This is a genomic window from Bacteroides sp. 90-K9/2 (genome assembly GCF_047310725.1).
Taxonomy (GTDB): Bacteria; Bacteroidota; Bacteroidia; order Bacteroidales; family Bacteroidaceae; genus Bacteroides; species Bacteroides vicugnae.
Window position 1 is genome coordinate 134,977 of record NZ_JBCGVL010000001.1, and the last position, 14,807, is coordinate 149,783.

Consider the following 14,807-nt stretch of genomic DNA (forward strand, 5'->3'; position numbering starts at 1 on the left):
GAGAAGCATCCCCTTAAACTTAAGAGAAAATTTATTTCACAAGAGATTTAGTCTTACTAATATAAGTTTTCTACTTCCGGCTTGTTATAAATGAGCGAGCCAAAAGTTCCCACAGGGCGTTTCAACGGTACAGACGGTACTCTAATGATTTCATCTTGTTGCGAACGGGTCATTCCTGATCTTCCGCTACGTTTCACCGGTTCACCTGTCGTCGGATCCACCCCTTGAACATCACATAGTGCCCAATATAATGGATAATTGAAATCAAAGTTATCCCAATCTCCGAAAGCATAAGGAAATACGTTATCAATATCATCCTCGTAATCTGAGTTTTGATTGTTCAGCATGACATCCGGATCCATGCCACTAGCATAATCTCCCCAATCTTTTGCATTGAAAGAACGGAAAGTAATCGGAGCAAATTCATAATATTTATTTCCATATTTATACTCTTGCACTTCCATTCCCACGTTCTTTCCCTCCGTGCGGCTACCAAATAATTTCACAGGAAAATCTATTCCTCTTAGTCCATTAATTATCAATTCACTGGCAGAAGCCGTTTCTTCCGAACAGATGATTCTTACAGAATTAAGATTTAGATCATCACCATCTCCAAAACGGATATACTCATCCGCACCGGAATTACGTTGCATTTTCATAAATACATCCGAACGATGTGATGTACCGGCGATAGAAGCGGCTAAATAACGAGCTAACTCAACTGAACCTCCATTGTTGAAACGTAAATCTAAAATCAAATCTGTAATACCTTCCGCCTTGAACTGCTGAATCACATATTTCAAGTCTTCTTCAAAATTCAAATCAAAACTTAGATAAACTAAATAACCGATATTGAATTTATTCTCTTTTTTATCTTTTATAAACATTGAATTCAAGATAGGGCTATTCTTATAACTACCGGTAGTTAATGTAGTAGCTCCATCCACTAAATCGTAGCCGCCCTGTTTTTCATCAAAGATTTTACGCCTATAGCCGATCTTAAAAGTTTCACCTCCACCTGCATAAAACAAAGTGCTCATGTATTGCTGATAATTATTCTTGTTCAAAGTAACCCCATCAACAGAAACAATCACGTCGCCCCGTCTCAATCCGGCTTTGGCAGCCGGAGATTCCAAATACACATAACCAATGGATAGTCCAATAGTTGTTCTATCCGGCATATAAGAAGAGAAAAACGTACCAAGTCCCGATCCTACAACACTTGTTGCACGAGTATTCGCACGGGTTCTACTGGAACCTGTTTCCATAATATAAGAATAGATATAGCGCTTGCCTGCATTGGCCGAAAATGCACGATAAGTTCCACCATCTTCCATATTGGTTTTCATCGGTAAAAGATAAGTCGGCAGGAAATTTTCATAAGATACTGATGCATAATCTATATCCAACGTATTATATTCCTCATTGAACAAATAATGTTCCTTCAAATATTTATCCATATACTCATTCAAAGCCAAGTCCACTGCCGTTCCGGAGCCTGCTCCTTGTGTGATAGTACATACTGTAACGGGAACCTTATATCCCTCCACTTGCACAGCTACAGTCAAGACCCGTTCTTTTCCGGATTCATTTTTATCAACCTTTACCTTTAATCCGCCTTTACCTGCTGTAGCATTACCACTGGTATTAGTGATGGAAGCCCAATCCGCTCCTGCAGAATATTGTAAAGAAGGCGACCATTTTCCTGCCGCAGTAAATGAAATCTCGACAGTTTCCCCATAAAGAGACACGGTCATTTCTGTTGCACTGGCAATCGCAGTGATTCCATTATCCGCACCACCTACTTCTCCGCCGTCATCACCATCCGAACAGTTACTGAAAGCAACCAGACACAAAGCAAGTAATACTACACTATAAAAACTATTAAATAAATTTTTCATCTATCATTTTATTAAATTAGAAAATTAAAAGATTATTGCGCAGGAACGTTTACCACAATTTTAGAAAGCTCATAAAGCCGTCCCTCCGCATCTACCCAAGTTACATTGATATTAGTTGGCAACGGTCCGTAAATACTTCCAGAATAAGTGGTTGTTTGTTTGACTCCATATTTCATCACATACTTGATTTGTTCATCAAACATACCCGTCAGGTAGTCTGCAGATCCGGCAAATACATAAAACTGTTTGCAACCGGCTTTAGGCTTCACGGTGTACGTAACCGTATAGAACTTATCCTTTTCTATCTTGTCAATCGTTACCTCCGGCTCACCGGCTTTCCACAAATCCGCATCTTTCTCTATTCTGACGAAAGTCGGTTTTGCACTGGTATACTCCTTCTTTGTCATAGTTGTAGAAGGATTACCGTCTGCATCAACTGCTATCATGAATAATACATAGTCAGCTTTAAACTCTATGTCCTCAATAACCAGTTGATTCTTTTTCAAATCAGCAACGGTAACCTCTGTTACATCCTGATTCATTACCAAAGCCTGCTTTACCATTTCATCATCCCCCCAATATGGATAGTTTCTGAAATCATTCAATGGCATATGGACATAACGGTATTTTACCGGACTACCGGTCGGGGTCAACGTCAACGTCGTGGATAAAGCTCCCGGTTCTATCAATACATCGACCGAAATAGAAGAATTATAGGACATTTCCTTAGAATCAGCCTGCACTTTAACCAACGAACCGAGCTGCCCTTTTTTATCCAAAGCTACTGCAACAAGAAAACCTTTCGTGCCTGGTTCCAAAGAAGCCCTTTCAAAATTTTCAGCCTCTTTGGCAGACTTGCCGTTTTTGATAAGATAGGATATCACATCTCTGTCGGTAGCATAATTAGCCATAGCCGTTTCCTTCATGTAAGAATAATAATATTTATAGCAATCCGTTCCGGGAGTAAGAGGCGCACTTACACTTGTAACCGTAGCAACCACATTACCCACATTTACCGTTGCCGTTCCGTCATATGTCAGCGCAGGAACAGGAATTTCAAGCGATACCAGTTCTTCTGTCTTATACTTTCCTTCTTCATTATAAGGAATAGCCCAAAGCACATACGTTGTTCCCGGCACAACTGTCGGAAGGAAATCCAACACCTTACCCTCCAGCGGTCCGTTATAATCCGAATACTGTTTGGTTCCGCCATCATAAAAAGACACGTCTTCGATGACTGCATCAGGTGAATAATTAGACTTATCCGTGATTCCTGTATAATAAATGTCACACCCCTTTCTTGTTGCAGAAACCGTTGCACCTTCAAATGTAATATCCGAAACCTTCAATTCCACAGTCGCAGCAGTCTTAATTGCAGCAGCAATTACATCATCAGACTGATACTTGTCGCCTGTTTCAGATGGAGGTACCGCCCAAATCATATACGTCTTTCCGGGTTCTGGATCCTTGCCCAACAATTCCGCCAAGGGCATTTTTTCAAGAGCGGCTGTTTTCATGTACATACGGGCAGAATATCCATTTACTAATTCAGCTACCATTTCTGCGCTGTATTGATCTATTTCCATCACTCCCAAATAATACATTTCTATTCCATTTTTCAAAGTGGTAGAAACCATCTGCCCTTCAACGGATATAGCCACAGGAGCTTCCCCTATTACTACCGGAATCTCCGAAATAAGACTCTGCCCGTTAGATGCAACAGCTACTATAGCGACCTTACCACCTGCCTCTGCATACTGATTTTCTGCAACAGGAGCAATAATAGTCAACCCCTTTCCAGTCAATGAAACTTTCCAGCCGTCAGGTTTGGTCACGGTATATTTCGAAATACCACTCATTTCAACCGGAAGCAATTTCTCCTCACCGTTCGCAAAATACTGTTTTCCTGTCAATATCTCACATTTCAGTTCTTTGGATTTTACAACCTTCAATATCGTACCATCTTTCAGAGTAAAATAAGCATAATCATCATCCTGGCTTACTCCGCTGAAAAGTGAAGTGTCCCCCGTCCCTTCTCCGGAAGCGTAAACACCGGTCGGTTCCCAGTTTTTTCCATTATCGGTAGAGATTTCCCATTCTTTCGTGTTCGTATTAATACGAACCTTAGGAGCGGCAGCCGTCACAGGCATCATATTCCCTTCTCCATCTTTCAAGAATGTTTTCTTACCGTCCGTACCGGTGATTCCCCAATAATAAATACCATCTTCTTCATTCTTTATAACGGTTATTTGTGGAGCATCCTCTCCATCTTCACCATTATGAATGGTCACTTCTGTCTGGTCTGAAAATTTGATAGTATAACTTCCATCTTCGTTCTCCAGCACAGAAGCGATCGATTTATTTTGAGACAGGGCATCGGTCAATGTCTTTAATGTAGAAATATCACCTTGTATACTCTGCAATGAAGCTTCCAATTTAGCCATACGATCTTCCAGACCGGAAATCGAATTCTTTAAATCATCGTCATTATAACATGACGAAAACATCACAACACATACTGCCATTAGGAAAAATGTACATTTTCCCATGCTACATAAAAATTGATTTCTTCTCATATCTAAAAAAATTAATGATTAGAGAAAACCGCACGATAGATAACACACTATCGTGCGGAAAAATAGTTCTGCCGATATTTATTTGGCGTGAGGATGTTTTCCTAATCTCTTCAAATCAAGATAAATAGTACTTTCACTTTTCATTGCTCCCGGAACATTTTTTTCTACCTGTTCATTAACAATCAGGTTTGCAGGTATCCGGCTATCTTTCTTCACTACTTGAGATTTAGTCATTCCCATTATTCTCTTCTGCAATTTCGGGGCATCCGGGAATAACACGGAAGGATCGGTAACAATACCCTTGTCTTTATCCCAGAATACAGCATAAAGGTCACCAATCACTTCATTGCCGTTGGCATCAGCACCAATAGGTACACATAAAGCAACCAGACGTTTGGCTTCACTTGTCTTATCATATGATTGAATTGTAGAATTAACAGTAGTCAAACCAGACTCTAAACATTTTTCTTTCCATACTTTCATACAATCCTCATAGCTATAATCGCCACTTGCCGAATACTCATCCTCCACTATCATATGAAAGATCTTGGCTACATCCTTTACCATTGAGAACTGAACAGTAAAATTCCCCAACTCACTCATATAAGCACTCAGTTGCATAGTCGGGTCAGGACCTGCTATAATAGCTTCGGTTGAAGCTTTCACTATTTTCACATCAGTCAGTACACCGTCCCAGTCTTCTGCCATATAAGCAAATATATATTCAGTAGCAGGGTCCAAACCGGTAAACGTATAATCTTCAACCCCTCCGTTTGCATTTGCAGGCCACGTATTTGAATCCTCTGATAACAGATATTGAATCAATTCAGCTTTATTAGCCTCTTCCAGCAAATCAGGCGTCATGATATACTGATGATAAAATACTGCCGCTTCCTGATTATATTTATAATTCAACTTCAGACTTGTCCTTCCCGGATCGGAAATAGTAATATCTATTGTAGCCTTGGATGCTCCCGGATTATCAGTCACACGTTCCTGTGTTGAAAAACGGCTTGTTTTCACTTTTGACAACTCCCCATATTCATTACGACCAATATAAGCGACAACATAGGAACCATTCGGAGCAAGATCATATTGGAATTCGGACTTTGTATACGAACCTTCCTGACCGATATTTAGATTCTTAATACCCCATCCTTCCTGATCCAGTGCCTGTGCCAATGCTGTCATCGTAGCCTCGTCCGCATTTTCATAAGGGGCATAGTCTGACTCACTGAAGATACGATAGAACATGGCATAACAGTTTTTTTCCAGAGTTACATCCATATTAACAATAGAAGCACCCGTTTTAGTGATTGTCATTGCACATTCTGCTTCGGGCGCATTTTCAGGAATCTGTTTTAATTGAAAGTCCTGACGTACATAATCCCCTTTATTCTTGTTTGCATCCAAGCCGATAGTCGTAGCCGTAATTTTTCTTGTTGCATCGGCAGTATAACCAAAGTCTACGACATAGTACATTTCTTCTTCAGGCACCTGTGCATCTCCTGCCGTCTGCGTCCAATGTCTCATAAAGTCAATATACATATCCTTTCCGTAAGCTTCGATAAACGCATCGATAGGTTCAGCATCTCCGCAAAACTGATAGAAATACTTACAGTCCTCATTCGGAAGGTATTGTATGCCAACCGCCTGATAACTGGGATCAACATCAATATCCACACGAGGATGACCTACTACATCTCCGGAAGGAGTCTTGAGATGACAGATTTTCATATCGGCCGGATTTTGTCCGCCTTCATCATTACAGCCTACCGTTATAATCAGATATTCTGCTCCCGGCACAATCTCCGATTGGGAATACTTGGAATTCGCCCAGTCAAATTCCGCATTCGGATAACTATCCCCTAATGTACTCCTGCTGAAAGTGTAAGCACCGGCACCTTCCGAATTATAAAGAGCTTCCAGAATCAAATCTTCAATTTCTTCTTCGCTTGCACCTACACCTCCACTTTCAAATAAGTAGTTATACATACGGCATAAAGGATAAACATCCAAACGGTAAGATTGCACCTTATCCCCCGGAGTACATTCAAACACAAAATTGTTGGCAGTTCTGCTGGTCACCTTGATGCCCACTCCACGTTCACCGCCATCCACTTCGTTTTCCACCCATCTGATAGGGGTCGGTACAGGAGGAAGCGGAGTATCCGGCTCTTCAGGAGGCGCGGGATCAACTCCCTGTTCATCCTTATCCGAACATGAAATCATCATAGGGCTTATAACTAAAAACAGCCCTAGCAAAAGTAATAAACTAACTAATTTCTTCTTCATAATTAAAAGTGATAAATGTGATTAATCATTTACATATTCATAATCGGCATTGCCGTTTATAGCTTCGCAAACAGCCAGGTTATTCACATAGCCGTTTTCGTCCGTTACTAATGCATAGAAAGAAAGTTTTTCAGCTTTCCATGCATTATCCAATATCACTGTATACTCTTTCATTACTTCCTTATCCTCCGGAAGCTGCCCCAGCTTGTCACCATCAACCGAAGCAGAAAGTAATTTCCTCACTACATGATTGTGCGTATAGTCACGATAGTTGCCACCATCATTCTGTTCATACTTCAAACCGTCTTCCACAGCATATACTATCAGACGATAGTCAGCCGTTTTCTCCGGAGTCACCCTCACCGTAACTTTAGCTTCGGAACCGGCTTCATTATAAAGAGAGCTGATAGCTACCCCACAATGGACAGGATATTTTTCCAAAGACTCATTGAATATTGACCGCATGACAGTATAGTTTTCGGATAATCCCATTTCCTTACGCATATCGACAACACATGAAGGGTAACCGGGGATAGCAAACTTTTTGGAAAGAATTGAGGACTGTTCGATTGCCATCGGATCAGCACTCGTTCCATTTACATGAAAGGACATCAGATAAACAATCCCTTCATAATCCGAATTTATCAGGTAATTCAGGCGAGTCATTCCTGCCGGACACATGGCGCACCATGTTCCGGTAAACTCCATCGCACAAATACGCCTTACAAATCTGGATAGTGTGCCCGACGTACTTTTCGCAACCACTGTCATCAATTTGGATACGTACTTGCCGTAAGATGCTTCAAAAGCATAGGTTCCCGCTTTAGAAGTAGAAAAGGTGCTTCCATCCAAGGTTTGCCCGTCCATCACGGAACGGATGACTGCATCGGCAGTTACATCTATTCCCGCATACATGACCGTAAAAGTTATAACATCCTTTCCGTCGGCAATCAAGGAGTTTTTGCTGACGCTCAAAATCACTTCCGTCTGTTCCGAATCATCGGTATTGCCCGAACAGGAAATCCCGAAAATCCCGATGCCGCAAATGCAGACCAGCAATGCTATTTTATAAATATTTATATACATAAGCCCTCTTTATTCATTATACAGATAATCTACCGATTCTCCAAGCTTGCACTCATTTACGTTATTACACGTATAAGTCTTTCCGCCGTCCAATGTTGTCAGCATCGATACAATCACACGCATATTTTCCACATTCCATCCCGGTTCCAACTGATAAGAACGCTGCATGGTAGACTCTACTCCTGCATTTATTTCACCAGTGAAGCGGTCACCGTTCAACGATGTGGAAAGTACTGCGCGAACTACATTGTTATGGGTATAATCATTTCCACCGTTCGTCTGGAAATATTTGATTCCGTCCTCCACCAGATAGATCAGGCAACGGTAAGTGTTTGCTACATTAGAGGTTAATTTGCCTGTAACTGTCACCGTACGGTCAGAAGCATTATATACAGATTCAATGGCTACCCCACATGACGCAGGATAGTTCTTCAGTTCATTCTGAAGTTCCTCTTCAATCTGACTTTTTATACTGATCATATCTTTAGTACCTTTACGCAGATTGTAAAATAAACGGGGCAATCCCGTGAAATTACCAAGAATATTGGTCCGGTAGTTATTGGTGGCCGCGATAGTCATAGGGTCTGTCATTCCCCCGAAATCCATGTGAAAAGAAGCTACCGCCAATCGTCCCGGCTGTTCTGTCTGGATGGCCTTCAATGTAGTACTAAGTGCCGGACAAGCCTGACACCCGATAGAAGTGAACTGCATCCCCAGCAACTTATGATAATAACTTACCCCGCCTGATGTCGAATTAGCCTGAATAGTCACTTCATTTTCACTGACTATCGACTTACCCTCATAATAACGGGCTTTAAAAACATAAGTACCCGGCACCGAAGTACTGAAAGCACGGATACCATAATCCAGGTTTTCCTCCCCTGATTCTTTTACCAGAATCAGGTTCATCGTACTTTCTTCACTTACATCTTTAGCACCTAGTCTGACTGTAAAAGTCACCCTCTCCACACCATCTGCCTGCATGACTGTCTTATCAGCAGTAATACGCAGAATACCGTCATCCGCCCCTCCGTTCTCTGTTTCGTCCGAACTTCCGGAACAGGATGACAGCATTGCTAAACAAAGGATCATTACAATTGGTAGAATTGTCAGGTATAATTTCTTCATAAGCCTTAGTCATTATAAATATAATCTACGCTTCCGTCGATAGAACATTGGGTTATATTATCCACCATATATGCGTCATCAACCTTACGTAATGCATAAACCACTACACGTGACGTTGAAGAGTTCAGGTTCGTTGCTCCGGAAATCATAAAAGTACCGGCAGTATGTTCTTCATTCGCTTTTACAGTAAATCTTCTATCGGTTGACATCGCCATGTAATTGTTGGAAATAGCTCTGACCGTATAATCATACGAGGTTTCATTTCCTCCGGATGCGGTCAAGCCATCAGTAACCAAGACATAAACCAGATCATATTCTCCTCCCTGGCTCGACTTTAACGCTGCATTTACCGTAATCTCACCACTTGAAGAATTATAAGACGTATTCACTTTGATGCCGCAAGTGGCCGGATATTTTCTGATCTGGTCTTTCAAGGTTTGTTTGATGGCACTTACATTTCTGTCTATCGACATCACCTTCAAATCATAGATACAGGTAGGAAAACCGGTTGCTCCAAAACGGGTCATAATAGTGCTTGTCTGCGACAAATGGAACGGGTCGGTAGCAGAACTGCTGGAAGCATGAAAAGCCATTTTCACCATACGATCCGGCATTATCTCTTCTACTTTCTTCAATGCCGAAGTCATAGCAGGACAATAAGTACACCAAGTTCCGGTCATTTTGAAAACACCCACCTTACGGTAAAAAAGTTCATAGTTTTTCCGATTCTGTACAGTCACGGAGACTTCTTCCGACTCCCAGTCCAGATAATAGGCCTTAAAACGATGTGATCCGTTTTCTACAGCCGAAAATGTGTTGGTTCGTCTATCTAAATAATCACCGGTATTAACATCTTCAAAATACACATTTTTAATATATTCAGAAGTTGTCAGCACTTTTCCATTCGCATCGGTCACCGTGAAAGTTGCCATATCGGTTCCATTGGCTTCAATCTTAGCTTTATCCACAGTCAAAGTAATAGGTCCCGTCACTTCACCGCTATCCGGCACCTCAGTGTCGTCAGAATTGCCGCTGCATGACACCAAACATCCGCACAGGCACATCAGGCCCGGCATAAAAAACATTGCAAATTTTCTCATATTCTATATTCTAATTAATAAATGATTCACTGACCTCAAAACGAAGTGGTAATAGTCAGGTTAGCACCTGTGTATTTAGGAATCGTCCGGCAAACTCCCCCGGAACATACATATCCTTCCCTGTTACGACCATAACTCAACGCAATACGCGTACGTGATTTTGCATAGCTGGCCCCCACATTGTAATAATGGATTTTATCTTTGCCATGATTATACATATCACTTCCGTAAATGCTCCATGCCGGAGCAAAATTCAGTTCCAGCAGAGCTGCCATCCAGTCCTTTTGATCTTCTTTTGTATTAAGGTATTGTAACTCCATACGAGTGGAAAAAGAAGGAGTGAATTTATATTGCAAATCTGCTACAAAAATATTCGACAGCGAGGTCGTTTTTTTCGCTCCGTAAGAAGGACTATATTCCTGCATGGAATAAAGCAGGTTCATTTTGAATGACTTTGTCCACTGCTTTTCTACATCGAAACTAAAATCACGGAACGCCAAGTTACCCATCTGGGCTGTGCCTTCTTTTTCTAAAGCGTAATAGGTAGAGAAGTTAGCATGTAATTTCAGACCGCGCTTACCTCCAATCACCGTTCCTCTTTTGAAATGATAAAAGACATCCAGTTGTCCCCCCATCTCACCGCTGATTGTATTCGTCACATCTCCCACTTGTGGAGTATGAGGATGTAAATTGGTCAGCATATAGGTATATTGCGTACTCATCGCCGGGACGTAATTCAACAAATTCGAAGTAGAACCATTACCAGCAATAATTTCACTGTTCATCCATTCCAGACGACGTCCAGTCAGATTCACACCTAATCCGCTGCCACTATAGCCCAGTTCCAGCAATTGTGCATTGGCACGTTTCCTTACAAAAGCCTTGTCATCGTGGATGAATCCATAATATTTATCACCGCCATCTACATATTCCCCCTTCATTGTAAACCCGGAACGTTCAAAATTCACCCGCCCCGAGAAGCCATTCGAATAAGGCTTTCCTCCTTCTTCTTCGAGGTCGATACTGATCTTCTCATACCGGTTCAATGCCCCTCCTTCGATACTCAAGGAGGTATTTTGCCATTTAAGCATTTCAGACAGGGAGAAACTTACATCTACACCACGTACTTGTGTATCAGAAAAATCCATACCAAAACGTGGAGTTCCCCAAATAGCCTTCAACCCTACAATATTCTTGTAATTGTAGGTAAAACGTGCTCCCATCACCGCATTATTTAAACCAAGCATACGGTCCTCCCAGCTACGGAATAGCAGTCCACTACCGAACTGCTCATAAAACGTACCCGCTGTTATGGAGAAATCCTTGTCGGCCCAAGATACGTAATAGTTGGTCAGCTTTGCCTTTTCCAATTCTTTCGGGTATCCCACCAGTACCGGTTCATAGGCTTCCAACTGTACGCCTACGGCAAACTTGCCCTGATAGTAATCCAATTTCAGATAATTATTCGAACCGAAATGATCCTCCGGAGATTCTGCTTCTGTTTTACTATCATCCTTATAGTAAGTCGTATTTGTTTCAAAGCTCCCCGTCAGATAACCCTTCTTGTTATCTTCCTGTGCATAGGTCAGAGTTGATGCTAACGCTAATAAAGCAAACATCCGAAATCTTATTCTAGTCATGTCATTGCGTTTATCTATGAATAATAACAGATTTACTTCTGTAATTTTTTAATCGCTTTCAATAGTTCCAGTTCACTTCCCGGAGCATAGCCGGTATGTGAATAGACAATTTTTCCCTCCGCATTTACCACATATACCTGCGGGGTCAGGCTCACATTCATAGCTCGCATGAACTCCTGATTCTTATCATACAACATGATAAAATCATCCCATCCATGCCCCTCCGCCAGCGCACGCGCTTTGGCTGTAGAACGGCTGTCATCTGTTGAGACAGCTACCACACGAAACTTGGCTTCTTCCAACCAGTCGGGCAACAGTTCATTAATAGCATCCAACTCACGAATACAGGGTTTGCACGTTGTTGCCCAAAAAGAAATAATCATAGGCGTCTTGTGATTAACCAGGGAAGCGGTGTTCACCTGCGTTCCTTTGGAATCTTCAACCTTGACTGACGGTATTTGTGCCATAGCACAAGTTAGAAAAGCAAACAACAGGGTAATGCAGACAATTAATGCTCTCATAAATTCTTTTATTAGTGATGTTTATAATTTTGTTTTTTTATCTGATAAGTTCCATCTTACAACCAAAAAGCCTGAATTTTTGTATCTGTATCTCACCTTCTTTATACATATCGCCTATCAGGTTAGCATTCTCGAAAGTGACCGTTTGTGTTTCAGCATCGTATTCTCCCCGGTAAACATCGGAAGAACTTCCATCCAGAGCAAGTCTCCTGAAACGAATGGTATATAAGCCATAGGAAGCAACATCTTCGTCCGTCACGATAGACAGATAGGTTTTCTGCTTAGCTGCATCATATTCATAGTGCAACCGCCAGTTAAATTCCCACTCAATATCATTATCCGGATCAAACCCATTCTTATTTGAACAAACCATATAGTGTCCGTAAGCCTCCGTACCTTCTTCCGCCGTATTTACTTTTACAGAGAAGCCTATCGGCACATTGGACACATTGGTGGCAGATGCCGTTCCGGTAAATACCCAAGTTCCTGAAAGAGTTTCATAAAGACTGGAATCATTGTCTTCAATAATCACCGTCAACCGCTTGTTTTCACCAATGGACGCCCCTTCCGCACTAGCTATTTCAATATCAAAGGAACGGTCATCATTGACTATTTTGTCATCTACAGTTTTAAACTCAAAATTTATAGTCTCCTGTCCGGCAGGAATAAGTAGTGTTTTGGTGGTGACGATGTAATTTTCATCTTCTTTTGCACTATGATCCTTTAACTCGAATGTCACACGGATAGTTCCGGTATGTTCACCTGTCACTACGACAGGTACAGTGCACAAACCTGCAGATTCTTTCACTGTCATCGCTGTCTCCTGCAAGTTTACCGTAGCCGCTCCGGAGTTAAGCTGTTCCTCGGCATCCGAACAGGCAGTTATTAGAACAGCACACAGAAGAAATGCATATATTTTCAGATAGTTCATTTTACTCAAGTGTTTGATAATTTACTTTATTCAATTTATTAATATCCCGGATTCTGTTGACCTGCCAGTTGAGGATTGGCGTCCATTTCAGCTTTAGGAATAGGCCAAAGCATCCGCTGGTCATCAGCAGGTTTATCCAGTCCGTCAGTGCTTGCCTGTCCCGGGAAAAGTATCAACCCTTTGCTTTGTGCTTTTCCGCGTTTCACACCTTTTCCCCAACGTTTCAGGTCCATCAGCCGGTAGCCCTCACCCACCAGTTCACGTTCGCGTTCGTTCATGACTTCATTAAGCAAAGCCTCCTGATCGTAGGTCGCATCAGCCAGTCCCTCGATTCGTGCTTTCTTTAGTGCATTCAGAGCATCATTCGCTTTTTGCACAGATGCCGCAGTTCCGATCCTTGCATTGGCTTCAGTGGCAATCAGATACATTTCAGCAATGCGGAATGGTTTCGGCTGATTCAAATACCGTGTTTCACTTCCTAATGCATTGTAATACTCATTACCCGGATATTTATTAAAGAAATATATATCCGCTGCATTACCGGACGATACGGTTAAATGATACTTCCCGAAATAAGTGGCCAACCGGATATCTTTCTCATTATATAAGTCAATCAGTCTTTGTGTAGGAATATAATCCTTCTTTGTGGTCGGATAACCGATAAAAATAGTTCCTAAAGGGACACCGGCGTCATCAGCACTGGTCATGGCAATCTGCCAGATGGTTTCCGTTCCTTTGTCATCCTTCCATATACTTTCAAAGTCCTTCGCTGTATTCGACAATGGATATCTGTTTGAATTAACCAGGTCACCCGCATACTTCGCAGCATTTTCATAGTCATCCATCTGCAGGGCAACGCGTGCTTTCAGAGCCGCCACCACATCTATCGTAATATAATTTCCGCAGTTCTTGGGAGCTGTATTCACGGTCACATATCCGCCGTTGATATATCTGTCATAATCAGCAATACCATTTTTGGCCGTTTCTATGCGCTCTTCAGCTTCTTCCAGATCATTTAATATCTGTTTATAAGTATCCTCCAGTGAAGAACGTCCCGGATATTGGGTAGCAGAAAGTTTAGGTTCATATTTCACTTGAAGCGGCAGTCCCTGAGTGCTGCTTGCAGTAGCCACATTGTAATCACGACAAAATAATGTTGCCAGATAAAAGTAGCAGTATGCTCTTGTGAAATAAGCTTCCCCCTCGTAGACATTAATCTGCTTTCTTTGGATTTCAGTCAACTCAATCTCCGGATTCTCATCTATCTTGTCTACTCCGTCGATAAAGAAATTGGCACGTCCGATAGCAGCGTAACAGTTTGCCCAAATTGTTTCTATAGCAGAGTTGGTACTCTCGAAGGTCCAACGGTGCAACTCACCATATTTATTAGAGAAATCCGCCACTGCATTAAAGGCATCCGCCTGAACTTCGGGCACCAGCACATAGCTGCCGCCAGTCAGTCCCAGATATACAGAATAGATACCGGCACGCGCTTCTTCAAAACCGACTATGGTTGTCAATGCTTCCTCTGTCGGAATAGCATCATATGGCATTTTATCCATATCACAGGAAGTCATTCCAAGTGTCAGTACAGTCAATGCTATTATAGATATTTTCTTCATATTCACC

At 41.8% G+C, this 14,807-nt stretch carries 10 protein-coding genes; all 10 read right to left on the reverse strand.

Translation table 11 applies throughout. The annotated features are described in order from the left end of the window. Positions 1-56: 56 nt before the first annotated feature. The 10 genes from AAHJ11_RS00440 to AAHJ11_RS00485 all read right to left on the reverse strand — a co-directional run bounded on the left by AAHJ11_RS00440 (position 57) and on the right by AAHJ11_RS00485 (position 14,800). Complete coding sequence (locus tag AAHJ11_RS00440; RefSeq protein ID WP_259022902.1) at positions 57-1,901, reverse strand: S41 family peptidase; 1,845 nt, start codon at positions 1,899-1,901, stop codon at positions 57-59. A 32-nt stretch (positions 1,902-1,933) separates the two neighbouring features. Continuing rightward, positions 1,934-4,426 carry a PL29 family lyase N-terminal domain-containing protein gene (locus AAHJ11_RS00445; protein WP_413578873.1) on the reverse strand — a complete coding sequence of 831 codons (2,493 nt, stop codon included), beginning with the start codon at positions 4,424-4,426 and terminating at the stop codon, positions 1,934-1,936. A 129-nt stretch (positions 4,427-4,555) separates the two neighbouring features. Continuing rightward, a complete protein-coding gene (locus AAHJ11_RS00450) occupies positions 4,556-6,772 on the reverse strand; it encodes a hypothetical protein (protein WP_413578875.1) in 2,217 nt (738 codons plus the stop codon). 21 nt (positions 6,773-6,793) lie between these two features. Then, the gene (locus AAHJ11_RS00455) at positions 6,794-7,858 is read right to left on the reverse strand and encodes an Omp28-related outer membrane protein (protein ID WP_413578877.1); all 1,065 of its coding nucleotides are present in this window, start codon (positions 7,856-7,858) and stop codon (positions 6,794-6,796) included. Between the two features lie 9 nt (positions 7,859-7,867). Next, a complete protein-coding gene (locus AAHJ11_RS00460) occupies positions 7,868-8,986 on the reverse strand; it encodes an Omp28-related outer membrane protein (protein ID WP_258980571.1) in 1,119 nt (372 codons plus the stop codon). Positions 8,987-8,991: 5 nt separating this feature from the next. Continuing rightward, on the reverse strand, positions 8,992-10,086 hold the full coding sequence (locus AAHJ11_RS00465; protein ID WP_258980569.1) for an Omp28-related outer membrane protein: 1,095 nt from the start codon (positions 10,084-10,086) through the stop codon (positions 8,992-8,994). A 35-nt stretch (positions 10,087-10,121) separates the two neighbouring features. After that, a complete protein-coding gene (locus AAHJ11_RS00470) occupies positions 10,122-11,726 on the reverse strand; it encodes a DUF6029 family protein (RefSeq protein WP_234132197.1) in 1,605 nt (534 codons plus the stop codon). Between the two features lie 32 nt (positions 11,727-11,758). Next, positions 11,759-12,247 carry a TlpA family protein disulfide reductase gene (locus AAHJ11_RS00475; protein WP_143260131.1) on the reverse strand — a complete coding sequence of 163 codons (489 nt, stop codon included), beginning with the start codon at positions 12,245-12,247 and terminating at the stop codon, positions 11,759-11,761. 37 nt (positions 12,248-12,284) lie between these two features. Then, positions 12,285-13,178 carry a Calx-beta domain-containing protein gene (locus AAHJ11_RS00480; RefSeq protein WP_413578880.1) on the reverse strand — a complete coding sequence of 298 codons (894 nt, stop codon included), beginning with the start codon at positions 13,176-13,178 and terminating at the stop codon, positions 12,285-12,287. Positions 13,179-13,216: 38 nt separating this feature from the next. Further along, positions 13,217-14,800: a RagB/SusD family nutrient uptake outer membrane protein gene (locus AAHJ11_RS00485; RefSeq protein WP_342988638.1), complete on the reverse strand. Its 1,584-nt coding sequence runs from the start codon at positions 14,798-14,800 to the stop codon at positions 13,217-13,219. Positions 14,801-14,807 lie beyond the last annotated feature (7 nt).

What these genes read in the sequence shown, in the direction of transcription:
- AAHJ11_RS00485 (WP_342988638.1), bottom strand. Translation starts at nt 14,800, where the DNA reads ATGAAGAAAATATCTATAATAGCATTGACTGTACTGACACTTGGAATG.
- AAHJ11_RS00455 (WP_413578877.1), bottom strand. Translation starts at nt 7,858, where the DNA reads ATGTATATAAATATTTATAAAATAGCATTGCTGGTCTGCATTTGCGGC.
- AAHJ11_RS00475 (WP_143260131.1), bottom strand. Translation starts at nt 12,247, where the DNA reads ATGAGAGCATTAATTGTCTGCATTACCCTGTTGTTTGCTTTTCTAACT.
- AAHJ11_RS00465 (WP_258980569.1), bottom strand. Translation starts at nt 10,086, where the DNA reads ATGAGAAAATTTGCAATGTTTTTTATGCCGGGCCTGATGTGCCTGTGC.
- AAHJ11_RS00445 (WP_413578873.1), bottom strand. Translation starts at nt 4,426, where the DNA reads ATGGCAGTATGTGTTGTGATGTTTTCGTCATGTTATAATGACGATGAT.
- AAHJ11_RS00470 (WP_234132197.1), bottom strand. Translation starts at nt 11,726, where the DNA reads ATGACTAGAATAAGATTTCGGATGTTTGCTTTATTAGCGTTAGCATCA.
- AAHJ11_RS00450 (WP_413578875.1), bottom strand. Translation starts at nt 6,772, where the DNA reads ATGAAGAAGAAATTAGTTAGTTTATTACTTTTGCTAGGGCTGTTTTTA.
- AAHJ11_RS00480 (WP_413578880.1), bottom strand. Translation starts at nt 13,178, where the DNA reads ATGAACTATCTGAAAATATATGCATTTCTTCTGTGTGCTGTTCTAATA.
- AAHJ11_RS00460 (WP_258980571.1), bottom strand. Translation starts at nt 8,986, where the DNA reads ATGAAGAAATTATACCTGACAATTCTACCAATTGTAATGATCCTTTGT.
- AAHJ11_RS00440 (WP_259022902.1), bottom strand. Translation starts at nt 1,901, where the DNA reads ATGAAAAATTTATTTAATAGTTTTTATAGTGTAGTATTACTTGCTTTG.